Annotated in this window: 22 protein-coding genes and 1 tRNA gene; 11 read left to right on the forward strand and 12 right to left on the reverse strand. The window is 46.9% G+C overall.

What is annotated here, in order from left to right:
* Positions 1-451: 451 nt before the first annotated feature.
* Together EL309_RS02025 and hemA are read left to right on the forward strand one after the other, a co-directional pair.
* On the forward strand, positions 452-1,681 hold the full coding sequence (locus tag EL309_RS02025; protein ID WP_004285091.1) for a D-alanyl-D-alanine carboxypeptidase family protein: 1,230 nt from the start codon (positions 452-454) through the stop codon (positions 1,679-1,681).
* Between the two features lie 204 nt (positions 1,682-1,885).
* The gene (gene hemA / locus EL309_RS02030) at positions 1,886-3,139 is read left to right on the forward strand and encodes a glutamyl-tRNA reductase (protein WP_004285090.1); all 1,254 of its coding nucleotides are present in this window, start codon (positions 1,886-1,888) and stop codon (positions 3,137-3,139) included.
* A 109-nt stretch (positions 3,140-3,248) separates the two neighbouring features.
* Here hemA and EL309_RS02035 read toward each other — a convergent pair whose 3' ends face one another.
* Complete coding sequence (locus tag EL309_RS02035) at positions 3,249-3,473, reverse strand: YdcH family protein (RefSeq protein WP_004285089.1); 225 nt, start codon at positions 3,471-3,473, stop codon at positions 3,249-3,251.
* A 218-nt stretch (positions 3,474-3,691) separates the two neighbouring features.
* Here EL309_RS02035 and EL309_RS02040 point away from each other — a divergent pair, with 218 nt between their 5' ends.
* The 6 genes from EL309_RS02040 (at position 3,692) to EL309_RS02065 (ending at position 11,050) form a co-directional block, all read left to right on the forward strand.
* Positions 3,692-4,456: a nitroreductase family protein gene (locus EL309_RS02040; protein WP_004285087.1), complete on the forward strand. Its 765-nt coding sequence runs from the start codon at positions 3,692-3,694 to the stop codon at positions 4,454-4,456.
* Between the two features lie 365 nt (positions 4,457-4,821).
* On the forward strand, positions 4,822-6,072 hold the full coding sequence (glyA, locus tag EL309_RS02045) for a serine hydroxymethyltransferase (protein ID WP_004285085.1): 1,251 nt from the start codon (positions 4,822-4,824) through the stop codon (positions 6,070-6,072).
* Between the two features lie 421 nt (positions 6,073-6,493).
* Positions 6,494-7,051 carry a transferrin-binding N-lobe domain-containing protein gene (locus EL309_RS02050; protein ID WP_004285084.1) on the forward strand — a complete coding sequence of 186 codons (558 nt, stop codon included), beginning with the start codon at positions 6,494-6,496 and terminating at the stop codon, positions 7,049-7,051.
* Positions 7,052-7,057: 6 nt separating this feature from the next.
* Entirely contained in the window at positions 7,058-8,248 is a 1,191-nt protein-coding gene (locus EL309_RS02055; protein WP_004285083.1) for a transferrin-binding protein-like solute binding protein, read from the forward strand.
* Between the two features lie 40 nt (positions 8,249-8,288).
* Positions 8,289-9,089 (forward strand): TonB-dependent receptor plug domain-containing protein, encoded by an 801-nt coding sequence (locus EL309_RS10820; RefSeq protein ID WP_050793688.1) that lies wholly within the window; start codon positions 8,289-8,291, stop codon positions 9,087-9,089.
* 17 nt (positions 9,090-9,106) lie between these two features.
* The gene (locus EL309_RS02065) at positions 9,107-11,050 is read left to right on the forward strand and encodes a lactoferrin/transferrin family TonB-dependent receptor (RefSeq protein WP_164717525.1); all 1,944 of its coding nucleotides are present in this window, start codon (positions 9,107-9,109) and stop codon (positions 11,048-11,050) included.
* 80 nt (positions 11,051-11,130) lie between these two features.
* On the opposite strand, the gene EL309_RS02070 is transcribed toward EL309_RS02065, so the two are convergent.
* From EL309_RS02070 to EL309_RS02095, 6 genes are all read right to left on the reverse strand, one after another.
* The gene (locus EL309_RS02070) at positions 11,131-12,672 is read right to left on the reverse strand and encodes an L-lactate MFS transporter (protein WP_004285080.1); all 1,542 of its coding nucleotides are present in this window, start codon (positions 12,670-12,672) and stop codon (positions 11,131-11,133) included.
* 372 nt (positions 12,673-13,044) lie between these two features.
* Positions 13,045-14,526 (reverse strand): aldehyde dehydrogenase family protein, encoded by a 1,482-nt coding sequence (locus tag EL309_RS02075; RefSeq protein WP_004285078.1) that lies wholly within the window; start codon positions 14,524-14,526, stop codon positions 13,045-13,047.
* Between the two features lie 274 nt (positions 14,527-14,800).
* Complete coding sequence (gene ilvC, locus EL309_RS02080; protein ID WP_004285075.1) at positions 14,801-15,814, reverse strand: ketol-acid reductoisomerase; 1,014 nt, start codon at positions 15,812-15,814, stop codon at positions 14,801-14,803.
* A gap of 314 nt (positions 15,815-16,128) precedes the next feature.
* Positions 16,129-16,620 (reverse strand): acetolactate synthase small subunit, encoded by a 492-nt coding sequence (ilvN, locus tag EL309_RS02085; RefSeq protein WP_081463209.1) that lies wholly within the window; start codon positions 16,618-16,620, stop codon positions 16,129-16,131.
* Positions 16,617-18,398, reverse strand: a complete 1,782-nt coding sequence (gene ilvB, locus EL309_RS02090) for a biosynthetic-type acetolactate synthase large subunit (RefSeq protein ID WP_004285070.1) — start codon at positions 18,396-18,398, stop codon at positions 16,617-16,619. The genes ilvN and ilvB overlap by 4 nt, the downstream gene beginning before the upstream one ends.
* 382 nt (positions 18,399-18,780) lie before the next feature.
* Positions 18,781-18,856 (reverse strand) — tRNA-Arg (locus EL309_RS02095).
* A gap of 254 nt (positions 18,857-19,110) precedes the next feature.
* Between EL309_RS02095 and EL309_RS02100 the strand changes: the two genes are divergently transcribed.
* Both EL309_RS02100 and EL309_RS02105 read left to right on the forward strand, forming a co-directional pair.
* Positions 19,111-19,935 carry a c-type cytochrome gene (locus EL309_RS02100; protein ID WP_004285069.1) on the forward strand — a complete coding sequence of 275 codons (825 nt, stop codon included), beginning with the start codon at positions 19,111-19,113 and terminating at the stop codon, positions 19,933-19,935.
* A gap of 120 nt (positions 19,936-20,055) precedes the next feature.
* Complete coding sequence (locus EL309_RS02105; protein WP_004285067.1) at positions 20,056-21,156, forward strand: anhydro-N-acetylmuramic acid kinase; 1,101 nt, start codon at positions 20,056-20,058, stop codon at positions 21,154-21,156.
* Between the two features lie 131 nt (positions 21,157-21,287).
* On the opposite strand, the gene EL309_RS02110 is transcribed toward EL309_RS02105, so the two are convergent.
* Together EL309_RS02110 and EL309_RS02115 are read right to left on the reverse strand one after the other, a co-directional pair.
* A complete protein-coding gene (locus tag EL309_RS02110) occupies positions 21,288-22,664 on the reverse strand; it encodes an FAD-binding oxidoreductase (protein WP_004285066.1) in 1,377 nt (458 codons plus the stop codon).
* A gap of 93 nt (positions 22,665-22,757) precedes the next feature.
* Complete coding sequence (locus EL309_RS02115) at positions 22,758-23,060, reverse strand: hypothetical protein (protein ID WP_004285065.1); 303 nt, start codon at positions 23,058-23,060, stop codon at positions 22,758-22,760.
* Positions 23,061-23,568: 508 nt separating this feature from the next.
* Here EL309_RS02115 and EL309_RS02120 point away from each other — a divergent pair.
* Entirely contained in the window at positions 23,569-24,048 is a 480-nt protein-coding gene (locus EL309_RS02120; protein ID WP_004285061.1) for an FKBP-type peptidyl-prolyl cis-trans isomerase, read from the forward strand.
* A 102-nt stretch (positions 24,049-24,150) separates the two neighbouring features.
* On the opposite strand, the gene EL309_RS02125 is transcribed toward EL309_RS02120, so the two are convergent.
* The 3 genes from EL309_RS02125 to EL309_RS02135 all read right to left on the reverse strand — a co-directional run bounded on the left by EL309_RS02125 (position 24,151) and on the right by EL309_RS02135 (position 26,213).
* Positions 24,151-24,636, reverse strand: a complete 486-nt coding sequence (locus tag EL309_RS02125) for a DMP19 family protein (protein WP_004285060.1) — start codon at positions 24,634-24,636, stop codon at positions 24,151-24,153.
* A gap of 66 nt (positions 24,637-24,702) precedes the next feature.
* Positions 24,703-25,872, reverse strand: coding sequence for a lipopolysaccharide assembly protein LapB (gene lapB / locus EL309_RS02130; RefSeq protein ID WP_004285059.1), 1,170 nt, complete (start codon positions 25,870-25,872; stop codon positions 24,703-24,705).
* Between the two features lie 5 nt (positions 25,873-25,877).
* Positions 25,878-26,213: a LapA family protein gene (locus EL309_RS02135; protein WP_040670101.1), complete on the reverse strand. Its 336-nt coding sequence runs from the start codon at positions 26,211-26,213 to the stop codon at positions 25,878-25,880.
* Between the last annotated feature and the right edge of the window lie 47 nt (positions 26,214-26,260).

Consider the following 26,260-nt stretch of genomic DNA (forward strand, 5'->3'; position numbering starts at 1 on the left):
ACAAAATAATATATTGGTTATTTAAAGCTGATATTACCCATTCAACCCACAGACAACATCAGCAACACCGAAAACAACCCAACGGAAAACAAAGTTTGTTTACGACAAACCCCGGCCGGCTGCTCGGTAAATAAAGGTAAACCATACCCCTGAGGCCGTCTGAAATCAAGAAAAATGTTAGCATTGCAAGTAATTATCGGTATAATTATTCCCTTTGCAGAAAGCATATAAACGTAGCATGCGCCTCGTTTTACAGCCGAATATCCTGGCTTGAATATCCAATCAGAATAATTCTGGCGTTTTCAGCCAAGCAGTTTGAAGACGGCCATTTATCTCAAAACTTCGGTTTCCCCTGCTTGCTGCCCTTATATAGAAATATAGAACGACTACAGGCCGTCTGAAAATGACGGCCTCAACAATAATAATTTATTTATCCGCAAAGCTTTAAACCATGAAAAAACACCTAATTGCATTAACCGTTAGCTCTTTAATAATCGGCTCGGCCGTTGCCTCCCCCCAACCGGCCGCACCTGCAGCTGCTCCATCTACCGCTGCGGCTCCTGCCCCGGCAGCTTCTCAACCGGCAATTTCACCCCTGCAGGCCGGCGTTCCTGAAATTGCCGCGACGGCTTACGTAATCAAAGACGTTCAAAGCGGCCAGATTCTGGCCCAAAAAGAATTAAACACACAAATCGAACCGGCTTCGCTAACCAAACTGATGACCGCTTATTTGGCTTTTAAAGCACTGGATAACGGCACACTGAAACCCGAACAAATGCTGACCGTTTCTGAGCGTGGTTGGAAAGCTGAAGGTTCACGCATGTTTCTCGATGTCCGCAAACCGGCCAGCGTCAGCGATTTGCTGAAAGGCTTGATCGTACAATCCGGAAACGATGCCGCCATTACATTGGCCGAAGCCATCGGCGGCAGTGAAGAAGGCTTTGCCGACCTAATGAATGCGGAAGCCAAGCGTTTGGGCATGAACCAAACCGTTTTCCATAACAGCACAGGCTTAACTTCAGACGGCCATTTAACCAGTGTCAACGATTTGGTGATTTTGGCCGAAGCCATCATCAAAGATTTCCCCAAATACTATCCCATTTATTCCATCAAATCGTTTAAATACAACAATATCGAACAGCCCAACCGCAACCTGCTGCTTTACCGCGATGCCGATGTCGACGGTCTGAAAACCGGCCATACCAGCAGTGCCGGTTACAATCTGGTTGCCTCCAGCAAACGCAACGGCCGCCGCGTCATCTCCGTTGTGGTCGGAACCGGCAGCACTGAAGCACGCGCAGCCGAAAGCAGCAAACTGTTAAACTGGGCACTCCAGTCTTTCGATACGCCCAAACTTTACGAAGCCAACCAAACCATTTCTCAAGTCAAAGTATATAAAGGTGCATCGAACGCCGTAAACGTCGGCTTTATTGATGCGGCCTATATCACTTTGCCACGCGGAGAGGGCAAAAACATCAAGCCGATTTTAGAAACCGTTCAGCCTGTTTTAGCACCGGTTCATAAAGGTCAGGTATTGGGTAAACTCAAAATCATGAACGGCGATAAAGTATTGGCTGAAAAAGAAGTCACGGCTCTGAATGCCGTTGAAGAAGCCGGTTGGTTCGGACGTTTGTACGACGGCATCGTGCTTTGGTTTAAGAATCTGTTTGCAGACGAATAAAACAGGCCGTCTGAAAAAACAAACGCCCATTAGCTTTTAATGGGCGTTTTACTTCTGCTTGAGCTTGGCCAACCCTCCGCAGCCGGTTTATGAACCTTGTATTTATCCGCCTGATTATTAAAAAAATCTATGCGTATCAAGCATTTTTTTCAATCCCAACTTAAGCTATAATGCGTAGTTGGTTATTCCCTGTCACTCGAAGCAATGCAACTTACCGTTATCGGACTCAACCATCAAACCGCCCCTTTAAGCATCCGCGAAAAACTCGCTTTTGCCGCTGCCGGGTTGCCCGAAGCAGTGCAGGCCTTGTCGTCTCTTGATGCCGTCCGCGAAGCCGTTATTCTTTCCACCTGTAACCGTACCGAACTCTATTGCTTTGGCGACAGCGAAACCATTATCGAATGGTGGGCGAAACACCATCATTTGTCCGTAGAAGAAATCAGTCCGTATCTCTATATTTACGGCAACCGCGAAACCGTCCGCCACGCTTTCCGTGTATCTTGCGGTTTAGACTCCATGGTCTTGGGCGAACCCCAAATTCTCGGCCAGCTCAAAGATGCCGTACGCACTTCCCAAGAGCAGCAAAGTCTCGGCTCCTCTCTCAATGCCCTATTTCAAAAAACCTTTTCCGTTGCCAAAGAAGTCCGCAGCGGCACGGCCGTAGGCGAAAATTCGGTATCCATGGCCGCCGCTTCCGTTAAAATGGCGGAACAGATTTTTCCCAACATCCAAGACCTGAATATTCTCTTTATCGGCGCAGGTGAAATGATTGAATTGGTGGCCACTTATTTTGCCGCCAAACACCCCAAATTGATGACCGTAGCCAACCGCTCCCTGCCGCGCGCCCAAGAACTGTGCGAAAAATTAGGCGTGCAGGCCGAGCCGCAACTGCTGTCCGCCCTGCCCGACATTTTGCATGAATACGATGTTGTGATTTCTTCCACCGCCAGCGAATTGCCTTTAGTCGGCAAAGGCATGGTTGAACGCGCCTTGAAGCTGCGTCAAAACATGCCTGTGTTTATGCTTGATCTGGCTGTTCCTCGAGACATCGAAGCCGAAGTTGCCGAGCTTGACGATGCCTTCCTATACACGGTCGACGATATGGCACGCATTGTTCAAAGCAGCCAAGAAGCGCGGAAAAAAGCAGCGGCCGAAGCGGAAGAAATCGTCAACCGCAAAGTAGAAGAGTTTTTAGAATGGCAGCAAAGCCGCGAAAGCGTCCCCCTAATCCGTGCTTTGCGCGATGAAGGCGAACGCGCACGACTGTATGTTCTGGAAAATGCCATGAAACAATTGGCTAAAGGCACACCGCCGGAAGAAGTGCTTGAACGCCTTTCCGTACAGTTAACCAATAAGCTCCTGCACTCTCCAACGCGCACGCTCAATAAAGCTTCCGCCCAAGACAGCAATCTGATTGATGCGGTTACCCAAATCTATCATTTGGACAATTCCAAATAAACCATCCGGTTTTATCGGTCAAACAGACATTTCAATACTTTAAATCCTTTCTTTACATACAAAAGGCCGTCTGAAATTTCAGACGGCCTTTTAAAATCAGGAGCAGCGATTATTTGCCTTCGGCTTCTGCTTTTTTCAACAATACGTACAACTGATCTTTCAGGTGCAGTTTTTGTTTTTTCAATTCTTCGATTTCATCCAAACCGCTGGTTACCGGGTTGTTGGTCAAACCGGTAATTTTGTCGTCCAATTCGTTGTGCTCGTCAAACAAACGGGCGAAGTGTGCGTCTTCCTGCTTTAATTTTGAAATTAATTCGCGGTATTCTGGGAACATAATTTATCCTCTTTGAGAAAAGTAAAATAAGCAACTTATCCAATGCTGCTTTCTAAATCCAGCTTCATTATAACAAAGCCGCCATGTTTATCCAGTCTTTCTCTTGATTTTCACCGGCGACTTTCAGACTTTTTTGACAAAAAACAAACACGGCCGGACTGGACGGAAAATATTGCGGCACATACAATCAAGCCATCTTTCAGAATGAGGAAGCCTCCATGAAAAGCGCTGTCGAAACCATCAAAAACCACCGCACCTACCGTCATTTCAAAGAAAACATCCAATTACCCGCAGAAGACCTGCAAACCATCATCGATTGCGCCCGTCAGGCTCCGTCTTGGATGAACGGCCAACACTATACGATTTTAAATATCAGCTCCCCCGAACTGCGCCAGCAAATTGCAGAACAGCAACCTGCCAACCCTCAAATTGCCACATGCAGCACCTATCTGATTTTTATCGCCGACTTACACCGCGCCGATTTATCCGGCCAAGCCTACAACGGCACGTTTACCGCAGCCGGCGATCCCGACAGCCTGATTACGGCGGTAACCGACACGGCGCTTGCCGCACAAAACGCCGTTATCGCTGCCGAAAGCTTGGGATACGCCACCTGTTATACAGGCGGCATCCGCAACATCGCACCGGAATTGGTCGAGCTGCTGAAGCTGCCGAAAAACACTTTCCCTATCGTCGGCCTGTGCATCGGCGTGCCCGATATTGAAATGAACCTCAAACCGCGCCTGCCCGAAGAAGCGGTTTATGCGGAAAACCGTTATCCCGACGACCAAATTATTTCAGACGGCCTCGCACAATATGAGCAAACCATGACCGCTTTCGGCGAAGCACGTGAAAAATTCCCGTTCCGTGAAAAATTTGCCCGTTATTACAGCAATACCTACGCACCGCGCAACCACGCCCTGCTGCCGAAGCAAGGCTGGCTGTGCACGGATTGGAATACAGAAAAACCGCAGCAGGATTAATGTTTACGTTTTCTGAAAAACGGTAACGGCAGCCTGACCGCTGCCGTTTTTATCCGCCATCCGTTTTACCATACAAGATTAGGCCGTCTGAATTCCGGGGCAGACAAGCTGTTTCGTACTGTAAAAAAATCATCGTACCAAGCAAAATTCAATACGACCGCATTGCCGTTGCAACGGCTTTCCATGCCGCATCCGAACGCCTTCCATTAGCAAACTTTGTTGACAATCTGACAATTTTTCATCTACATCACATGAAAATTCAGTTACAATAACCGCACTCAAATTATCCCGTTTACAGGCCGCCGAGAGCATTTGAGGCCGTCTGAAAATTTTCTGTTATGCAACTTCCCAAAGGAATTTAAAGCATGTTTTCAAAAAGCATCACCATTGAAAAATACGATCCCGAATTAGCTGCCGCCATCGCTGACGAAGTACAGCGCCAGCAAGACCACATCGAGCTGATTGCATCGGAAAACTATGTAAGCTGCGCCGTCATGGAAGCACAAGGCAGCCAGTTGACCAACAAATATGCGGAAGGCTATCCCGGCAAACGTTATTATGGTGGTTGCGAATATGTGGACGTCGCCGAACAACTGGCCATCGACCGCGTAAAACAACTGTTCGGTGCTGCCTATGCCAACGTGCAACCGCATTCCGGTTCTCAAGCCAACCAAGCCGTTTATGCTTCCGTATTGAAACCCGGCGACACCATTTTGGGCATGTCTTTAGCGCACGGCGGCCACCTGACTCACGGCGCGTCAGTCAACATTTCCGGCAAACTGTATAACGCCATCACTTACGGCTTGGACGAAAACGAAGTACTGGATTATGCAGAAGTCGAACGTTTGGCCTTGGAACACAAACCGAAAATGATCGTTGCCGGTGCTTCTGCTTATGCTTTGGAAATCGACTGGGCGAAATTCCGCGAAATCGCCGATAAAGTCGGTGCTTACCTGTTTGTCGACATGGCACACTATGCCGGCTTGATTGCCGCCGGCGAATACCCGAATCCGGTTCCTTTTGCCGACTTCGTTACCACCACAACCCACAAGACCTTGCGCGGCCCGCGCGGCGGCGTGATTTTGTGCCGCAACGAAGACCATGCAAAAGCCCTGAATTCGGCTATTTTCCCAAGCCTGCAAGGCGGTCCTTTAATGCACGTGATTGCGGCCAAAGCCGTAGCATTTAAAGAAGCATTGCAGCCTGAATTCAAAGAATACGCAAAACAAGTGAAAATCAACGCCGCTGCTATGGCTGAAGAGCTGGTAAAACGCGGTTTGCGCATTATTTCCGGCCGTACCGAAAGCCACGTTTTCCTGGTAGACCTGCGCGCGAAAAATATTACCGGCAAAGCTGCGGAAGAAGCCTTAGGCAAAGCACATATCACCATCAACAAAAATGCTATCCCGAACGATCCTGAAAAACCATTTGTCACTTCAGGTATCCGCGTAGGTACGGCAGCCATCACCACCCGCGGTTTCAAAGAAGCCGAGGCACGCGAACTGGCAAATTTAGTGGCCGATGTTTTGGAAAATCCGGAAGATGCAGCTACTTTGGAGCGCGTTGCCAAAGCAGCGACCGCACTGTGTGAAAAACTGCCTGTTTACGGTGCCTAATCTTTCCTTTCCGGCTTAAAAGCCGTCTGAATCATTTTGAAGCCGTATTCCCCAATAACGGAATACGGCTTTTCTTATACACTTATCTTTTATGCTTACCTGAAGACAGAGGCCGTCTGAAAATTTCAGACGGCCTTTTTATCACATTCACTTTCTAAAACAGCCTGTCCAAATACCAACGATGCACCTTAACAACCGTACAGCCGGTGGTTATTAAGCGCGCCATAATAAAAATTACAGCCGACTTCCTACACTTCATATCTTCCCCTTCCCATTTAATTCCCAAGTTTATTATTTAAAAATCATAATCAAACAACATAATTTATTTACAAAATACTTACTTTTGATAAAATATAATAATTTTCATTAACATCAAAAATAGGATACCTATTATGTATTTCAATAAAAAATGGGAATCTTAATGTGCCTCCCTTTTATTCTTAGCGCCTGTGCTACCAATAAGGGCGATTTCGGTTTGGAAGATGTCCATGCGCCGCAGTCCGAACCGCAAAAACCTAAGTTTCAAGACGAGAAAACCCAGCCGCGCACAGAAGAAGAAGTGTCTGCCTTCATGCAGCCGGGTTTGGGCGCTTCGATAGAAATCCCGCGTCGAGGTACGGGCTTGGCCGGCACGTTGTCGGAAGAGCGGGTGGCGTTGACGCCTGAAAACATCAAACGTATCGGCGGCGATTTGGATATTCCTTACGTTAAAGACATTAAAAATCACAATAAATACACCGGTTCGCTCATCCATTCGCACGACAACAGTGCGGGCGATCACCGCAAGCGCGATTTGGAGTATGTGCGCTCGGGATGGGTGGCCGATGCCAATGTGGGCTTGGATTTTGTGAACGGCGATTTCGGTAACGGCATTACCAGAAAAGTGCTGTTCGGCAGCATCGGCCACGTTTATTACAAAGGTGTTCAGCCTGCGCAGGCATTTCCGGCGTCAGTCAAAGCGACTTACAAAGGTACATGAGATTTCGTGACCGATGCGCGCCAAGGCAGAGCCGGCACCGGCTTTACCGGCACGGCTGCAAATGTGGGCAGCAATTACGGCGCAGTTTCGTTTAATGAATACGACTCGATTCATACCGATAAAAACACAGGCGAAGTCGGCCACAGCAGCGAATTGGAAGTCGATTTTGCCAACAAGAGCCTGACGGGCACACTGTATAAAAACCATAAGAAACTTGCCGATAAAGCACAAGAACGCACGCCTCGTTACAAAGTTAAAGCCGATATCAAAGGCAACCGCTTTCAAGGCCGCGTAGAGGCGGGCAACAAGGACGACCTTTATTTCGGTAAAGACGGCAATTTGGAAGGCGGCTTCTTCGGCCCGGCTGCGGAAGAATTGGCCGGTAAGTTTTTAGCCGACGACAATTCGCTGTTCGGCGTGTTGGCGGGTAAGCGTGAGAAAGCGGCCGACGAGAAAACCGACAAAATCATCGATGCCTACCATATCGACTTCCAAAACCTGAACCTCACTCAAGCCGACAATTTCGGCGACGCCCGCAAATTCGTGTTTAAAGGCCAAACCTTTTCGTTGCTGCCCGCCGCAGGTACGGACACGAAATCGTTTTTGGAGACCTTGAAATACGTCTTAGACGGCAACCGCACGCTGAATCTGTTTTCATGTTGCAGCAATCTCGACTATCTCAAGTTCGGTACTTTTCAGACGGCCGCAGGAGAGGATAAAGACGGTGCGTCGTTCTTCTTCCAAGGCGAGCGTACACCCGTTAAAGATATTCCCACCGGCACCGCGCATTACAAAGGCAGTTGGCAGGCACACATCATCAGTAAAACAGGTCATGTTTGGAGCAAATCTCCCAACAACAAAGAAGGCGGCAGCCGCGCAGAGTTCGACGTGGACTTCGGTGCCAAAACGCTCCAAGGCAAGCTGACCGCGCAAGACCGTGCGTTGCCGACCTTCAATATCCTGACCCAAATTGAAGGCAACGGCTTTACCGGCCGCGCCAAAACCAGAGACCAAGGCTTTATCTTGGATCCGGGCAGCACGGCCAACTCGGTAAGTGTCCATCTGGATGCCGAAGTCAAAGGCGGTTTTTACGGCCCCAAAGCAGCAGAGCTGGGCGGCGTATTCCACAGCAACGAAGAAGGCAAAGACAAAGTGGGCGGCAGTTTCGGTGCCAAACGGCAAGTATCCGTGCAATAAACCGAACGCATGACACATTCAGATATTATTGGGAGAAAACATGAATACCGCAAAACACATCCATAACCACACCTTCCCCTCGCGCCTGACCGCCGTATGCTTGGCCGTGCTGTCTTGCACGGCAGCCGCCCCGGCCTTCGCCGATACCGACGTAACGGAAACCGTGCAGTTGAACGAAGTGGTGGTCAAAGGCAAGAAAAAAGCGCGCCGTAAAGACACCGAAGTTACCGGCTTGGGCAAAGTCGTTAAAAATTCAGACGGCCTCGATAAAGAACAAGTATTGGGCATCCGCGACTTAACCCGTTACGACCCGAGCATCGCCGTTGTCGAGCAAGGGCGCGGCGCAAGCAGCGGCTACTCGATGCGCGGGGCGGATAAAAACCGCGTGAGCCTAACGGTGGACGGCCTGCCGCAAATCCAGTCTTATACCGTTGACAACACATCGGCCACCAGCGGCGCGATTAACGAAATCGAATATGAAAACATTACCGCCATCGAAATCAACAAAGGCGCCAACTCTGCCGAACAAGGCAGCGGTTCGTTGGGCGGTTCGCTGGCTTTCCGCACCAAAGAAGCGGACGACATCATCAAAGAAGGCCAAAACTGGGGCTTGGATACCAAAACCGCATACAGCGGCAAAAACAAACTATTTACCCAATCAATAGCCGCAGCAGGCCGTCTGAACGGCTTTGAAGGCTTGGCAATTTATACTCACCGCCAAGGCCACGAAACCCAAGCGCACAAAGATGCGGGCAATCAGCCGCAAACCATATCGCGCTTAGACGGCTACGTTTATGAAGGCGATGACGCCCGATACGATTGGTTTGCTTTAGAAGGCTAGTGTGCCGATATAGCCAATTGCGACAAACTGCGCCCGCTCTCCCACACCTCTCCGGCAGAAAATACCTCACAACCGAAACCATCCCCGCTGCACAATACACCGGCAACAAACGCGCCCTGCCCAATCCGATGGACTACGGCAGCCGGTCGTGGCTGGTTCGCGGCGGCTACCGTTTCACACCGCGCCATTACCTCGGCGGCATTTTTGAAAATACACGCCAGCGTTACGACATCCGCGACATGGCCTTCGAGCAATATTGGAACCCTAAAACCCGCATCGCGTCCGGCAAATCGCAAGGGGTTTACCGCTTCGGCGAAAATATCGACAACGGCCAAACCATCCAACGCGGTTTGACCGACCAATGGAGCTACATCGGCTTGGGCTACTCGCGCTTGCGCTATTTCGACGAACACCACCGCAAAACCCGCAACGGCTTGGAATACCGTTATGACAACCCCGACAAAAACACCTTTGTCGATCAAGCCAAAATCAGCCTCGACCGCCAAAATATCACGCTCGACACACTCCGCAGCGACGTGAATTGCTCGGTTTATCCCGCAGTCGATAAAAACTGCCGCCCCGGTACAGACAAACCGTGGTCGTTTTACGAATCGGAACGCAGCATTTACGGCGAAAAACACAACGCATTGAATCTCGAAGCAGAGAAAAAACTCTCGTTTGCCCATACCTCGCACAAACTGCATCTGAACGCAGGCTTCGACCGTTTCCAATCCAAGCTCGACCGCAAAGATTTTTACGCCCTCAACAGCCAACAAGATGTTGTGTATGTGAACGACCAAGCCGACGGCTCAAAAAGCAACCCCTATATTTACCGTTTGGAAAACCCCAGAGTCGAAAAATTCAACCTGTGCCGTTACAACAATTTCGTCGGCGTCAGCAGCTGCCATTCGCGCATCATCAACGGTCACAGCTATCACATCGGCCTGCGCGACCACATGAGCTTGGGTAAATATGTCGATTGGGGCGTGGGCGCACGTTACGATTACCACAAAATGACCACCGACGATTCATGGACGGCTTCAGGCACTTTCCGTAACGGCTCATGGAACAGCGGTTTCGTATTCAAACCCAATTCCAATCTGAGCTTCTTACACCGCATCTCCAGCGGCTTCCGCGTACCCAGCTTCCAAGAACTGTTCGGCTACCGCGTATCGGGCTTTGAAAAAGGCATAAACGACAAGGCGCACTATGTCGGAAAATTCAAACCCGAAAAAGCCTTAAACAACGAATTCGGCGTCCATGTCAAAGGCGGCTTCGGCCATCTGGAAGCCAGCTATTTCCGCAACCGGTACAAAGGCTTGATCGGGTTGACCCACATCGACCCCAACGTTGCCGGTTTGACCAACGCCGAAAAAGCCCGCGGCTACCGCAATATGTATAACGCCACCACCGACGGCATCAATATCGTCGGCAAGGTCGATTGGCACGGCATTACCGACAAACTGCCCGAAGGCCTGTACAGCACCGTAGCCTACAACCATGTGAAGCTCAAAAAAGCCTCGCTGACCAAAGACTATTTCGTACATTCCTGCGGTATGTTGTTTGATGCCATCCAACCTTCCCGCTATGTATTGGGCTTGGGCTACGATGCGCCGAGCGGCAAATGGGGCGTAAACGGCATGATGACGTATTCCAAAGCCAAAAACCCCAACGAGTTGCAAACCGTATGTAAAACCGGCTACCTCGTCCACAACGAATCCGCCACCAAGAAAGCCACCAAACCTTGGTATGTTTTCGATGTCAGCGGTTATGTGAACCTGAAAGACAAAATGACTTTGCGCGCCGGTATCTACAATTTGGCCAACCGCCGTTACAGCCAATGGGAAAACGTGCGCCAATCGGCCATGGGTGCGGTAAACCAACAAACCAAAGTGGAAAACTACGCGCGCTACGCCGCGCCGGGCAGAAACGTAACGGTTTCGATGGAGATGAAGTTCTAACCAGCTCAAATATCCACATAGATAAATAAAAGAGGCCGTCTGAAAATTTCAGACGGCCTCTTCCGATGTTCGCCAAGCAGTTATTTAAACAAATCAAATACCTTGGCAAAAACCATAATCACACCGTAGCTCAGCGGCACAATCGCCACCAGCCAATACAGCCATACCCTGCCGCCGCCGTGCGATACTTTATCCACCACCAAATACGCATCGGACAAAGTGGTTTCATCTTCGGGGTTTCTACTTTCGGCAGACTGCTTAACCGTTTTGTCGTGATGCTTTTCATGCACAGGTTTAACCAGCAAATTGCACAGCAAACCTACCACCAACAAACCCGCCATAATATACATCGTTACACTGTATGCCTGCGCCGCAGGTACGCCGCTTTCAATCTGACTTTGACGGATATAGTTGACCAACACCGGTCCCAATACCGCAGCCGTAGACCAAGCCAACAGCAATCGGCCGTGAATCGCCCCCACTTGAAAAGTACCGAACAAATCGCGCAAATAAGCAGGAATCGCCGCAAAACCGCCGCCATACATCGACATAATCACGCAGAAACCAATAACAAACAAAGCCTTATTACCGCTCTCGCCGATGGAAGGAACCATAAAATACAACAACGAACCCAAAATAAAGAAAATCGTGTATGTATTCTTACGGCCTATTTTGTCCGAAATGCTGGACCAGAAAAACCGTCCGCCCATATTAAACAAGCTCAACAAACCGACGAATCCGGCCGCCGCCGCCACGCTGACAGCAGCTTCTTTGCCTACGGATACTTCAGAAAACAGCTCCTGAATCATCACCGAAGCCTGACCCAGCACTCCGATTCCCGCCGTCACATTCAGACATAAAATCCAAAACAGCAGCCAAAATTGCGGTGTTTTGATTGCTTGCGCCGCGCTGACATGATTCTGGCTGACCATTTTTTTCGATTTTGCCGGAGCAGTAAAACCTTTCGGCTTCCAATTATCAGCAGGAACACGAATGGTAAACACACCGAACATCATGAATATAAAATAAAAAATCCCCAAGGCCACATACGTCTCCGCCACACCGACCGAAGTAGGACTACTGAAGAAATTAATCAAAGCCACCGATAAGGGAGAAGCCAGCATCGCACCGCCGCCGAAACCCATAATCGCCAAGCCGGTTGCCATACCCGGTTTGTCCGGAAACCATTTCATCAAAGTCGACACCGGACCGATATAGCCCAAACCCAAACCGATACCGCCCAATACGCCGTTACCCAAATAAAACAGCCACAAATTATGCATCCACACGCCGATTGCGGAAATAATAAATCCCAAGCTGAAGCAGCATGCGGAAACAAACATCGCTTTTCTCGGCCCTACCCTTTCCAGCCAAGTACCAAACAAAGCAGCCGAAGCCCCCAGCATGGCCAACGCGATACTGAATACCCAGCCGACTGTCGTCAATTTCCAATCTCCGGCAGCCGATTCAGTAATACCGATGATTTTGGTCAGCGGATCATTAAACACCGAATAAGCATAAATCTGCCCGATAGACAAATGCACGGCCAACGCGGCGGGCGGAACCAGCCAGCGGTTGAAATCTGCTGGGGCAATGGTGTTTTTTCTGTCTAAAAAAGACATATTTTTCCTTCTCAAGCATGAAAGTAACAAAATACCGCGAAATTTTATCAAATTTTCGTCTTATGCCTTAAGGTTTTTTAGCCGTAAAACCGATTTATCCGTTGGCTGCGAAAAATCCGTTTCAAACAAACAGGCTTTAAATCTTCAATAAAATGCAGTAAACCGAAAAGCCAATACAGTCCCGACATGACACACCCGCTGCGGTTCTCTGCAACCGTTACCCGCCTGCATGGCTTAACGGCATTTTCCTTTCCAACATATTCGCTATATGTTTTCACTCTCCTTAAAACCAATTTGATTAACAATCCAAACCTGAAAAAACAGAGAGGCCGTCTGAAAATTTCAGACGGCCTCTGTTCAGCTAATTAACGATTAATACATACCTTCACGTTCTTCACGTGTGCTGATATAAATATTTTTCACCTGCGTATAAGCGGCCAACATCATCTTGTGCGTTTCACGGCCGATACCGGAAGTTTTATAACCGCCGAACGGCGCACCGGCAGGCAGACGGTTGTAACAGTTCACCCACATACGGCCGGCTTCGATGGCTTTGGCAACACGCAATGCACGGTTGATATTGGTAGTCCAAACCGCACCGGCCAAGCCGTATTCGCTGTCATTGGCCATTTCGATTACTTCTTCTTCGGTCTTGAATTTGATTACCGTTGCAACCGGGCCGAAAATTTCTTGTTGCGATATCGTCGCATCGTTGCCTTCAGCCGCAATCAAAGTCGGCTCTACGAATGCACCTTTACCCAGTTCGCCTTCCATTTTCTTACCGCCGGTAATAATGCGGCAGCCTTCTTGTTCGCCGATTTTCACATATTTTAAAATAGTTTCCATTTGACCGGCATTCACTTGAGAACCCATTTGGGTATCGTCTTCCCAAGGTAAACCGACTTTCACTTTCTTAAATTCTTCAGCCAAGGCATTCACAAATTTATCGTAAATGCCTTCCTGAACGAAAATACGCGAACCGGCACAACATACTTGGCCTTGGTTGAACAAAATACCTTTTTGCGCACCTTCGATTGCCTTGTCAAACGGCATATCGTCAAAGAAGATATTGGCTGATTTACCACCCAATTCCAGTGTTGCCGGAATCAGCATTTCAGCAGCGGCAATACCGATATGACGGCCGATTTCCGTCGAACCGGTAAAGGCCAATTTGTTAAAGCCCTTGTGATGCAGCATATATTCGCCCGATTTAGAACCGCGGCCGGTAATAATGTTCAACACACCTTTAGGCAGAACATGATTAACCTTTTGAGCAAAGGACAACAGACTTAGAGAAGTGCTGCTGGACGGGTGAATCACAACGGTACAGCCGGCAGCCAACGCAGGAGCGATTTTCCAAGCCGCCATCAGGAACGGGAAGTTCCACGGAATAATTTGGCCTACCACACCGATGGGTTCGCGCAACACGATAGACAAATCTTCTTCGTCCAACTGGTTGCAAGTACCTTCTTCGCCACGGATAACACCGGCAAAGTAACGGAAATGATCTGAAGCCAAAGGAATGTCCGCAGCGCGCGTTTCACGGATAGGTTTACCGTTGTCTAATGTTTCCTGCAGTGCAAACAATTCGGCATTTTCATCAATAATGTCGGCAATCTTGTTCAAAATTGCAGCACGCTCGACAACGGTTGTTTTACGCCAGGTCTTTAAGGCTTCCTGTGCTGCCTTAACAGCAGCATCAACGTCTTCGTTGGTTGCATCGATAAAAGTTGCCAGTGGTTCGTTGTTCGCCGGGTTATACGATGTTAATGTTTCACCTTTGGTACCATTGGTCCACTCCCCGTTGATCAGCAGTCCGTAAGCTTTATCAAAAACATTTAAATTCTTAGACATCTTCTCTACTCCTTGCTTATGTGTTTATACAGGCCGTCTGAAAAACGGCTTGGTTTCAGAATATCTGTTTATTTTCTTTTTTTCAATAGCAGATGTACATGATTTTTAAAATATTTTTTCTTAAAATCTGCAAACAAACAATTAATCCTATTCGCTATGCCGCAAAAGCACAAGCCCCTTTCGAAAACAAAAAACAAAATGACCTATAAAAAATCAGAAACAAAAAAAACTGCCCCGTTTATAAAACGGAGCAGTTTTTTATTTCATTAACAAATTAGTTTTTGTCCAAGTCAACCAGTTTGTTTTTAGAAATCCACGGCATCATACTGCGTAATTGCGCGCCGACTTTTTCGATTTGGTGGTCGGCATTCAAACGGCGGCGGGCAGTCATGCTGGCGTAGTTTGTATTACCCTCTTGGATAAACATTTTCGCGTATTCGCCTGATTGAATACGGTACAAGGCTTTTTTCATGGCTTCTTTGGTTGCCGGAGTAATCACTTCAGGGCCGGTAACGTATTCGCCGTATTCGGCATTGTTGGAAATTGAGTAGTTCATGTTGGCAATACCGCCTTCGTACATCAAATCCACAATCAGTTTCAATTCGTGCAGGCACTCGAAGTAAGCCATTTCGGGTGCGTAACCGGCTTCTACTAATGTTTCAAAACCGCATTTCACCAGCTCTACCGCACCGCCGCACAATACGGCTTGCTCACCGAACAAGTCGGTTTCGGTTTCTTCGCGGAAGTTGGTTTCAATCACACCGCCTTTGGTACCGCCGTTTGCAGCAGCATAAGACAAGGCGATATCGCGAGCTTTACCTGAGTTGTCTTGGTAAACAGCAATCAGAGTCGGCACGCCGCCGCCTTTGAGGTATTCGCTGCGTACGGTATGGCCGGGGCCTTTAGGCGCAACCATAATAACGTCAACGTTTTTGGCCGGTACGATTTGGTTGTAATGCACGTTAAAGCCGTGTGCAAATGCCAATACGGCACCGTCTTTCAGATTGTTGTGGATTTCGGCATTGTAAACGGCAGGCGCGGTTTCATCAGGCAACAGAATCATCACCACATCGGCAGCTTTGGTGGCTTCGGCTACGGAGCGCACGTCGTGGCCGGCGGCTACGGCTTTGTTCCAAGAACCGCCTTGGCGCAAACCGATAACTACGTTTACACCGGAATCTTTCAAGTTGGCCGCGTGGGCATGGCCTTGTGAGCCGTAACCGATGATGGCTACGGTTTTACCTTTGATCAATGACAGGTCTGCGTCTTTATCGTAAAAAACTTGCATTTCTATTCCTTTTTCAACTTAAGTGTTTGTCTTTTTTATCACTGGATTTAATTTTCCTGCCCATCTCCGCCTGTTCGCATAATCTCATTGTTTACAGCCTTTACCTGAATCCAAGATGCAAAATAACCGGCAGAAGTATTTTTGGACAAATTCGCTTTTCATCATACCTGATTTTTCCGATTTGCCAACAAAAATTTATATATTTTGTACAAAAAATCAAAACCACGGTTAAAATACGATGAAAATAGAAATTAAATAGACTTTATGTCTAATTTCAGACGGCCTAATCATCATAAGGCCGTCTGAAAATTAGATCAGATTCTCAAAATACGCTCACCACGGCCGATTCCTGCAGCCCCTGTGCGGACAGTTTCTAAAATCAAAGCCTTACCGACTGTTTCCAAGAAAGAATCCAACTTATCGCTGGTTCCGGTAACTTCAACAGTATAGGTCTTGTCGGTTACATCCACGACTTGACCACGATAAATTTCGGTTAAGCGTAACATTTCATCCCGGTCTTTACCCAAAGCTCGGATTTTTACCAACATCAATTCACGTTCAACGAAACGGCTTTCGTTCAGATCGACGACTTTGACCACTTCAATCAATTTATTCAATTGCTTGGTAATTTGCTCGATAACATCGTCATCTCCGTGCGTGACGATAGTCATACGTGACAAAGTCCGATCTTCCGTCGCTGCAACCGACAAAGAATCGATATTGTAATCACGCGCTGAAAACAAACCGACTACACGGCTCATTGCACCCGATTCATTTTCCATCAGAATAGATAAAATATGTCTCACGGCACACTCCTTGTATCATAGTCTCTGTCGGTTACATCATTTACGTCACTGTCTGCTTTGGTTTCACGCATGTGTGGCGGCAATACCATCTCATCCAAACCTTTGCCGTTACCCACCATAGGGAACACGTTTTGTTTTTTGTCGGTAATGAAATCCAAGAAAACGAATCGATCTTTCAAAGCCAATGCTTCACGCAACGCACCTTCCACATCAGAAGCTTTTTCGATTCTCATACCCACATGACCGTATGCTTCCGCCAATTTCACAAAGTCGGGCAACGAATCAAAATAGGTTTCGGATTCACGGTTGCTGTAGTAAAGCTCCTGCCACTGGCGAACCATACCTAAATAGCCGTTATTCAAGCAGATAGTCTTAATCGGCAATTTATACTGTAAACAAGTAGAAAGTTCTTGAATATTCATTTGAATAGAACCCTCACCGGTAATGCAGCATACGTCTTTTGTCGGATCGGCCAAATAAGCACCCATGGCATAAGGCAAGCCCACCCCCATCGTACCGAGACCGCCTGAATTTAACCATTGGCGCGGTCTTTGAAACGGATAATATTGGGCGGCAAACATTTGATGTTGGCCGACATCGGAAGTAATAATGGCATCATTATTTGTGACTTCTGCCAATGTTCTAATCACCATCTGCGGCAAAATAACATCGCTTTCGGTTTCAGGAATGCGCAAACAATCCCTGCCGCGCCATTGCTCAACGGTAGTCCACCATTTTCCTAAAGCCGCTTCGTTTAAAGACAGCTCCTGCTTCTTCCAAATGCCGATCATTTCTTTCAAAACATTCTTAACATCGCCAACAATCGGCACATCTGCTTTAACACGTTTTGAAATACTGGAAGGATCGATATCGATATGAATGATTTTCTTCGGTTTTTCAAAAAATTTGCTTGGAACCGATACGACACGGTCATCAAACCTTGCACCGACCGCCAATACTACATCGGCGCTATTCATAGCCAAGTTCGCTTCATATGTACCGTGCATACCCAACATACCCAGATACTGTTTGTGGGTAGAAGGATAAGCTCCCAAACCCATCAAAGTACCCGTACAGGGGGCGCCGGTCAGTTGCACGAACTCAATCAGTTCTTGCGAAGCATTACTGAGAACCACGCCACCGCCAAAATAAATAATCGGGCGTTTGGCAGCACTCAACATCTGCATAGCTTTTTTAATTTGTCCGGTATGGCCGTTGGTTACCGGCTGATAAGAACGGATAAAGATATCTTCCTGAGGATAACTGAATTTGGCCGTAGCCTGCGTCACATCTTTCGCAATATCGACTACTACCGGACCAGGACGGCCGCTACGGGCGATTTGGAAAGCCTTTTTGATGGTGTCCGTCAAATCATTGATATTGGTTACTAAAAAGTTATGCTTCACACAAGGGCGCGAAACACCAACCATATCGATTTCCTGGAAAGCATCACTACCGATAGCCGGCGTACCAACCTGCCCTGAAATCACTACCAAAGGAATAGAATCCGTATAAGCCGTAGCAATACCGGTAATCGCATTCGTCGCTCCGGGGCCTGATGTCACCAAAGCCACGCCTACTTTTCCGCTGGTACGCGCATAAGCATCTGCAGCATGCACTGCTGCCTGCTCGTGTCTGACCAAAATATGCTTGAATTTGTTTAATTGGAACAATGCGTCATAAATTTCAAGAACCGCACCGCCGGGATAACCGAAAACGTACTCAACATTCTCAGCTTTGAGACTCTGTACGAGTATTTGTGCACCTGATAATTGCATGAAGACCTCTTTTGTATCACATGTAAACCAATAGGAATTGCCGGCTTCGCCACTGCACCTTTAATGCTGTTTTCATGAGCAACGATTTAGGGTACGCGCATCACAAAAACCCGGCGACAACATGAGCAATTCAATCAATTGATTCAGATGTCTGAGAGTTTATCGAAGAATAATAAAGAAATGACAAGATAACGCAATCCCAGCTGCCAAAGCAAGCAGGAAAAGGCCTTTTTTGAAAAAAACAGTTAAAATTTAGTATTAGTATATGATTTTTATAGAATAAAATTGTTAACAATATTCATAACAAATAAAAAATAAAGGATAAAACACAGTCTGCAATTTTAGCAAACAACCGCTTTATCCTTTATTTTCATATTTTCTTTGGCGCACCCAACAGGGATCGAACCTGTGACCTCCAGCTTCGGAAACTGACACTCTTCCAACTGAGCTATGGGTGCGGAAAGAGAAAGATTAACCTAAAAAAATAAAAATGGCAAAATTTTTTTGTCGTAAATGCACACACTTTCGTTCTCTGAAAGTCCAATTAAATTGTCCTCCCTCAAAAAATTACATTTTATTTGACATAAAGAAGGCATTAAAGATTGGAAAGCCCTTGCGAATTCAGTATAATCCAGCAAATTATTGTTAATATGAATTAACAAAATTCAATAACATTTTCGTCACAACTACCAAAAACGGCGAGGCCAACCAAATGAATCAACTTAACAACCATAAAGCCCAAGGGTCGGCATTAACCACCCTGCTTGGCGGTATCGTTATTTTACTTGCAGTATTGTTTTTCCTGGTAAAACTAGCCAGCAGCGGTTACTACAGCGATGTAGAAGCAAGCACGCCTTCTGCTACTGAAACACGTATTATGCCTGTCGGCAATATCGTCATGGGCGACGGAACACCTATCGGCGAGCGTACCGGCGAGCAAATTTTCAATAAAGTATGTATTCAATGCCACGCTTCCGACAGCATTGTTGCCAATGCGCCCCGCCTAACCAACAACGGAGATTGGGCTCCCCGTATTGCACAAGGTTTCGACACCCTGTTCAAACATGCCTTGGAAGGTTTCAACACTATGCCCGCCAAAGGCGGCGCGTCTGACCTGACTGACGACGAATTGAAACGTGCCATCGTTTACATGACCAACCAATCAGGCGGTAATTTTGCCGAACCTGCCGCAGGTGCTGCCGCAGCCGAAAGTACCGAAGGCCAACAAGAAGCTGCGCCTGCAGCAGAAGAAAGCTCCGCCGTCAGCGCCGACGGTCAAAAAGTATTCGAAACAGCTTGCTTTGCCTGCCATAATGCCAACTCAGCCATTCCCAATGCTCCCCGATTAACCAATAAAGACGATTGGGCTCCACGCATCAAACAAGGCAAAGAAACTTTATTCAAACATGCCTTGGAAGGCTTTACCGGTCCTAAAGGCGGCGTAATGCCACCTAAAGGCGGCAATACCAGCCTGAGCGATGATGAAGTTAAAGCTGCTGTGCTGTACATGGTTAACCAGTCAGGCGGCAAACTCTAATCTGCTTTTGTTCTAAAAATAAAGTGCACTATTTTAAGATAGTGCACTTTTTTATTTATTACTCAAGAGAAAAATAACGCTAAAATACTTTCTTAATTTTTCAGACGGCCTCTATCAATCATGGACAAACAGCGCTATATCGGATTAATGTCGGGAACCAGTATGGACGGCGTCGATGCCGTACTCGTTAGCATGAAAGGTTCTCAATGGCACCGGGCAGAGGCACACAGCTTCTTACCTTATTCAGGCCGTCTGAAACAAGAATTGCTGAATCTTCAAAATACCGGAATTAACGAACTGCACCGAAGCATGATATTGGCTCAAGAATTAAGCCTACTGTATGCAGAAGCCGTTGACCTATTGCTTCAACAGACCCATCTCCAACCCGCAAACATTACAGCATTAGGCTGCCACGGCCAGACCATCCGCCATGCCCCTGAAAACGGCTACAGCATCCAACTGGTCAATCTTCCGCTTCTTGCCGAAAAAACCGGTATTTTTACTATTGGCGATTTCCGTAGCCGCGATATCGCTTCAGGTGGACAAGGCGCTCCTTTAGTACCCGCCTTCCATCAAGCCGTTTTCCAACACCCTGATGAAACTAGAGTATTACTGAATATCGGCGGCATTGCCAACATCAGCATTCTACCGCCATCACAACCGGCTTTCGGTTTTGATACCGGACCCGGGAATATGTTAATGGATGCTTGGGTGCAATATCATTTCCAACAGCCTTATGATAAAAACGGTACAGTTGCCCAAAAAGGCAATCTGATACCAAGCTTATTAAATAAACTGCTGTCTCATCCCTATTTCGCACTCCCCCACCCTAAAAGTACGGGAAGAGAACTTTTTTCTCTCAATTGGCTACAAACGCATTTATCAGGCAGTGAAAATATTTATGATGTACAACGCACACTGTTGGAATACACAGCCATTACCATTACCGATGCTATCCAACGCACAGCGCCCTCAGCAGGCAACGTCTATGTCTGCGGCGGTGGCGTATACAACCCTCCTTTAATCAACCGCCTCAGTAATCTATTACCTGAACATACAGCCCTACAAAGTACCGACTCCCTGCACTTGAATCCTCAATGGGTGGAAGCCGCCGCTTTTGCCTGGCTGGCCGCTTGCTGGATAACCCGAACCCCATCCGCTCCCCATCATGCCACAGGTGCCGACAAACCCTGTATTCTCGGTGCAGGCCATTATGCCTAATCATGTTTATCCATTGCACTGAAAACCTGTCCCACATGATATATACCGTTAAATCAAATTCTCCCTATTACCCATGCTAAAACAATAGGCCGTCTGAATTTTCAGACGGCCTATTATCCAAGCAAACCAAATCAAACCAATAATTTACCAGGGTTCATTATCCCTTTCGGATCTATCTGCTGCTTAATCGCTTTCATTAAATCCAATTCAGCTTCAGACCGATAAGATGCCAACCAATGCGGCTTGACAATACCGATACCGTGTTCGGCAGCAATCGTTCCCGAACAGGCCAAAACATGTTTATATACGATTGTATTAACCGCATCCTCATACCCGTAAGCGTGTTTATCCAAAACATCGGGCAAGAAAGTATTGTAATGCAAACTGCCATCACCCAAATGTCCGAATATCACGATCTTTATGCCCTCAAACTCAGCGGCTAAGGCTCTGCTGCTCTCTTCGACAAACTTCGCAACATAAGCTATCGGCACAGCAATATCATGCTTAATGCTGACACCGAGATTTTTTTGCGAAGCCGAAATATTTTCCCTAAGTGCCCACAATCTCGCACGCTCTTCTTCCGAATGCGCCAATACCGCATTGTCAAAACCATGATTCAACAAATATTGCACCAGCAAATCTGACAAATCTTCACGAGGTAAAGAATCGGTTAACTCCAATAAAACGTGCCATTCAGCTTCCACCGGCTTTGCAATATTGCTAAATTCCGATGTCAAATTCAAAGCAAAATCACTAACCAGTTCAAAACTGCACAGCCGCTCCGCAAAATGCCCTTGTACCAAAGTTAACAGCGCAACAGCCTGCTCAATAGACGAAACACCTACCCAAGCAGTTTCGGTACAAACCGGCTTAGCAAATAATTTCAAAGTTGCTCCCGTAATCACACCCAGCGTACCCTCGCTTCCGATAAACAGATGCTTCAAATCATAGCCGGTCGTATTTTTATGCAAAGGCTGCAAATGGGAAATCAGCGTACCGTCCGGCAAAACCACTTCCAAGCCTACAACCAAATCACGCATAGGGCCGTAACGCAGCACGTTTAAACCGCCTGCATTGCATGCAATATTACCGCCAATCTGACAAGATCCCTCACTAGCCAGACTCAAAGGAAATAAACGGCCTGCCTCTTCTGCCGCTTCCTGAAGCTGTTTCAATACCACCCCGGCATCAGCCACAATCACATTGTCAGACAGATTCACCATTCTTACCCGATTCAGCCGGCTCAAATTCAGCAATACCCCGCCAAACGGAACAGCTGCACCGCACAAACCCGTATTGCCGCCTTGCGGAGTAACGGGAATATCGTGCTGAAAGCACAGTTTCATCACTTTTTGAACCTGCTCTACACGATCCGGGAACACAATCACTTCGGCTTGTCCGCGATAACGACGGCGCTGGTCTACAAGAAATGCCTCATCGTCTCCGACAATAATCTGATTTTCCGACATAAAAGCCGTCAATTCATTTTTCAATTTCACCCAATCCATAGCCTCATCCCAGACTTAACCGACATCCGAAAATAAAAAAGCAGGATACTCAAGTATCCTGCTTTTAAATCGATATACTTAACGTATATGAAATTATTTAGCTTCAGAAGCAGCAGCTTCAGCGGCAGAAGCGGCAGCAGTAGCAGCTTCGGCAGCGGCGTCAGCAGCAGATGCAGCGGCATCAGCAGCAGTTTCGGTAGCAGAAGCAGCAACGGCTTCAGCAGTTTCAGCAGCAGAAGCGGCAGCAGTTTCAACAGCAGAAGCGGCAACTTCAGCAGCAGAAGCAGCAGCTTCGGCAGCAGATGCAGCTGCTTCAACAGCTTGCTCGGTTTTTTGACCGCCGCAAGCAGCCAAAACCAAAGACATCAACGCAGCAGCAAACAGAGATTTTTTCATTTCAAATACCTTTTATGTTCAATTTGATTTAACAACTTTTTGACTTCAGTCAGAATATTGGCAACACCATCTTCCGGCTATAAATAGAAATTCATAAATGAATTTGGTGTCAATTATGCCTTACGGTATAAACCAATGCAACGCCCGCACATACCTATCATGTATGCCTTAACAAAAGCACTGCTGAGAAATCGCAATCCAAGAAAATATCACTTAATCATCAATATTGTCAATCGACAAAAATCATAAGGATTTTGATTATTTTTCATCTACTTAAAACAACAACAAGGACAAACAGCCTCAATTCGCCGTTTTTTCATCTGCAGGCATTCTTTTCAAACAGGTTGTAAAAAAACAACATTTCTCTGCTGTTTTTACTATAAAAAAATGATATAAATTTTCAAAAACGTAACAAGCAAAAATTCAGGCACCGCCAAGCGCCCTATGCTACAATGCTCTTCCGCTGCTTTGAAGTTGATGCAGCTTAACAATATTAAAGGATTTACAGATGAGCATCGTAAAAAATTCGGTCGTAACTTTGCACTACGAAATGTTTGACAGCAACGACCAGCTGATTGATAAAACCGAGCAACCTATTGCTTATCTGCACGGCGGATACGACGGAATTTTCCCCTTGGTGGAAGAAGCGCTGCACGGCAAAGCGAAAGGCGATGTGGTAGATGTGGTTCTCTCTCCCGACGACGCTTTCGGCGAGCAAGACCCCGAATTGGTACGTATCGAAGATGTTAATGTTTTCCCTGTCGAAGTCGAAGTCGGCATGATGTTTGAAGCCGATGATCCCGAAACCGGCGATGTATTCATTTACCGTGTAACCGATATTGCGGACGGTAAAGCCGTTGTGGACGGCAACCATCCTTTGGCCGGCATGAAAATCCGCTTTAAAGCAACTGTTGAAGATGTACGCCCTGCTTCCGATGAAGAAATTGCACACGGTCATGCACACGGCGAACACGGTCATCACCATTAATTAATAATTAATTATTAATGAAAAAGGCCGTCTGAAAATTTTCAGACGGCCTTTTTCATATTCATACAATCATTCTAACCGGTTATTGCTTCTCTTTTAAGATTACCCAATATTCATAAATTTATCCGGATTTGCTTCAATATATTCCGCAGCAGCGGCCAAATCATCATCGGCAACATCATAATAATCGCCGTCTGTCTCTTCAAAATCGGTAAACTGTTTGCGCACTTCTTCCAAAGGCGTGTCATTCTCGGCCATTGTCTCAATCTCTTGGCCGTATTTTTCATATAATTTTTTCGCTTGTTCCAAAATCTTCGGAGTCTGCTTAATACGCCAACGGCGCAAGCTGTCGGCCACAGGATTCATAAAAATATATTCCCCATAGCCTGCTGAAATCAATTGGATAAAACCGCCTTCTTGAACTTGGCTGTCTAAATAAACATAAGCCATTAAGGTATGCTGTTCATCTGTAAAATCGTCCATGGCCGCGTCGCCGTGTTGCTCGAGATAATCGAAATACGCATCGGCCAATGTATAAACGAATTGATCCGGTGTTGAAAAGTCGGATTTTTTGATATTTAGTTTCATGCTTATCGTTTGCCTGTAAATTTCAGACGGCCTCAGCTTGGCAGAGGCCGTCTGAAATTTTGTTGTTTACACTTCAATTCTGTTGGAAGTGAAGGTTTCCCATTTATTACATGCCGGACAATGCCAGAAAAAGACCTGAGACTTAAAATGGCAATTGCGGCAACGGTACATCCAGCTTTTCTGCAATTGTCTTCCGATAACCGAACGTATCATATCCGCATCGGCTTTCCAGCTCGGATTCATGTCGCTCAATTTCAAACCCAGCAAACGATAGGTTCCGTTTAAATCGGGCTTTTGGCGCACCAGCTCAATAGCCAAATCTGCTGCTTCCGCTTCACCGCTCAACAACAATGATTTCTCGTAAATAACATTAATCAAATCTAATTGCGGAAAAGTTTTCATATAACCGATAAGAACATTCAGCCCTTCTTCAGCCTTGCCCAACGCATCATAAGCATCATACAAACGCTCGCCGATCATGCTCAAATACGCATAATTCTGCTTTTCGATAGCCGAATACGCTTCAATCGCCGCTCCGAAATTGCCCTGTTTCTGCTCAATATCGCCCAAAATCATATTGGCACGGGTACATTTTTTATTTGCGTCCAAGGCTTTTTGAACATTGGCACGAGCGGATTCAAAATCGGATTTAAACAAAGCCGCCTGCGCCAACTCGCAATAAAACTGTGCGATTTCAAATTGGTAGGTTTGCTCATCGTGGCTGAGCAATTGTGCGGTTTCAATCGCTTTTTCCCAATCCCTGTCCTGCTGGTAAATATTCAACAGCTTTTGGCGTGCTTCTTGGGCAAGGTTACTGTTTTGCAGATTCAGGAAAATCTGTTCCGCACGGTCAACCAAACCGGCACTCTGATAGTTTTGCCCCAACTCAAACAACACTTGCTCGCGCTTTTCCCCCACCGTATCCGGCGAGTCCAGCAAAGCACGGTGCATATTGATGGCTTTATCGTTTTCTCCGCGTTGGCGATAGAGTTTGCCCAAAGTCAGATTCAAATCATACGACTGCGGCTGCTGGTCGATAACTTCCGACAATTCTCTCGCCGCTTTGCTGCTGTTGCTGTCGACCAAAGCATCCAAGCTCTTGTAAAAACCGCCCGGAACGGTTTTGGCCTGCTTCAACACTGCTTTCATGTCCACACGCGCGGCAAACCAACCCATTGCAAAAAACACCGGCAGCAGAAAAATCAGCAGCAACAGCATCCAAATCTCATAATCCATGCAAATTATTCCTTATTTTCAGACGGCATCACGGTAGAAGGAACAGTTGGCTGAGAGGGAACGGGGGCAACAGTCAAATCCTGTTCGGTCAGGCGGACGGATTTTTTCACTTCGCTTCTCAAGCGGTTATTCTCGCCACGCAACACCAGCAAACGGCCGAACAAAGCAAACAGGCCGAAAACCGAGCCGATTAAAAAAGCGCCGAACAATACGACAATCAACGGTAACTCGACAGGCTGACCCGGCAGGTAAAAGAACTGTACGGTTTGCGTATTACTGATAGCCAAAAGCAAAAATATCAATAAAATAAAAAGCTTAATTACAGTATAAATAATTTTCATTAAATTCTCCGTTGTTTTTCCATAACCGAAAGAATACAAGCCGACAT

Source organism: Neisseria weaveri (assembly GCF_900638685.1).
Classification (GTDB): domain Bacteria; phylum Pseudomonadota; class Gammaproteobacteria; order Burkholderiales; family Neisseriaceae; genus Neisseria; species Neisseria weaveri.

Excerpts from the sequence above, each read along its gene's own strand:
- EL309_RS02025 (WP_004285091.1), top strand. The coding sequence starts at position 452 with ATGAAAAAACACCTAATTGCATTAACCGTTAGCTCTTTAATAATCGGC.
- hemA (WP_004285090.1), top strand. The coding sequence starts at position 1,886 with ATGCAACTTACCGTTATCGGACTCAACCATCAAACCGCCCCTTTAAGC.
- EL309_RS02035 (WP_004285089.1), bottom strand. The coding sequence starts at position 3,473 with ATGTTCCCAGAATACCGCGAATTAATTTCAAAATTAAAGCAGGAAGAC.
- EL309_RS02040 (WP_004285087.1), top strand. The coding sequence starts at position 3,692 with ATGAAAAGCGCTGTCGAAACCATCAAAAACCACCGCACCTACCGTCAT.
- glyA (WP_004285085.1), top strand. The coding sequence starts at position 4,822 with ATGTTTTCAAAAAGCATCACCATTGAAAAATACGATCCCGAATTAGCT.
- EL309_RS02050 (WP_004285084.1), top strand. The coding sequence starts at position 6,494 with ATGTGCCTCCCTTTTATTCTTAGCGCCTGTGCTACCAATAAGGGCGAT.
- EL309_RS10820 (WP_050793688.1), top strand. The coding sequence starts at position 8,289 with ATGAATACCGCAAAACACATCCATAACCACACCTTCCCCTCGCGCCTG.
- EL309_RS02070 (WP_004285080.1), bottom strand. The coding sequence starts at position 12,672 with ATGTCTTTTTTAGACAGAAAAAACACCATTGCCCCAGCAGATTTCAAC.
- EL309_RS02075 (WP_004285078.1), bottom strand. The coding sequence starts at position 14,526 with ATGTCTAAGAATTTAAATGTTTTTGATAAAGCTTACGGACTGCTGATC.
- ilvC (WP_004285075.1), bottom strand. The coding sequence starts at position 15,814 with ATGCAAGTTTTTTACGATAAAGACGCAGACCTGTCATTGATCAAAGGT.
- ilvB (WP_004285070.1), bottom strand. The coding sequence starts at position 18,398 with ATGCAATTATCAGGTGCACAAATACTCGTACAGAGTCTCAAAGCTGAG.
- EL309_RS02100 (WP_004285069.1), top strand. The coding sequence starts at position 19,111 with ATGAATCAACTTAACAACCATAAAGCCCAAGGGTCGGCATTAACCACC.
- EL309_RS02105 (WP_004285067.1), top strand. The coding sequence starts at position 20,056 with ATGGACAAACAGCGCTATATCGGATTAATGTCGGGAACCAGTATGGAC.
- EL309_RS02110 (WP_004285066.1), bottom strand. The coding sequence starts at position 22,664 with ATGGATTGGGTGAAATTGAAAAATGAATTGACGGCTTTTATGTCGGAA.
- EL309_RS02115 (WP_004285065.1), bottom strand. The coding sequence starts at position 23,060 with ATGAAAAAATCTCTGTTTGCTGCTGCGTTGATGTCTTTGGTTTTGGCT.
- EL309_RS02120 (WP_004285061.1), top strand. The coding sequence starts at position 23,569 with ATGAGCATCGTAAAAAATTCGGTCGTAACTTTGCACTACGAAATGTTT.
- EL309_RS02125 (WP_004285060.1), bottom strand. The coding sequence starts at position 24,636 with ATGAAACTAAATATCAAAAAATCCGACTTTTCAACACCGGATCAATTC.
- lapB (WP_004285059.1), bottom strand. The coding sequence starts at position 25,872 with ATGGATTATGAGATTTGGATGCTGTTGCTGCTGATTTTTCTGCTGCCG.
- EL309_RS02135 (WP_040670101.1), bottom strand. The coding sequence starts at position 26,213 with ATGAAAATTATTTATACTGTAATTAAGCTTTTTATTTTATTGATATTT.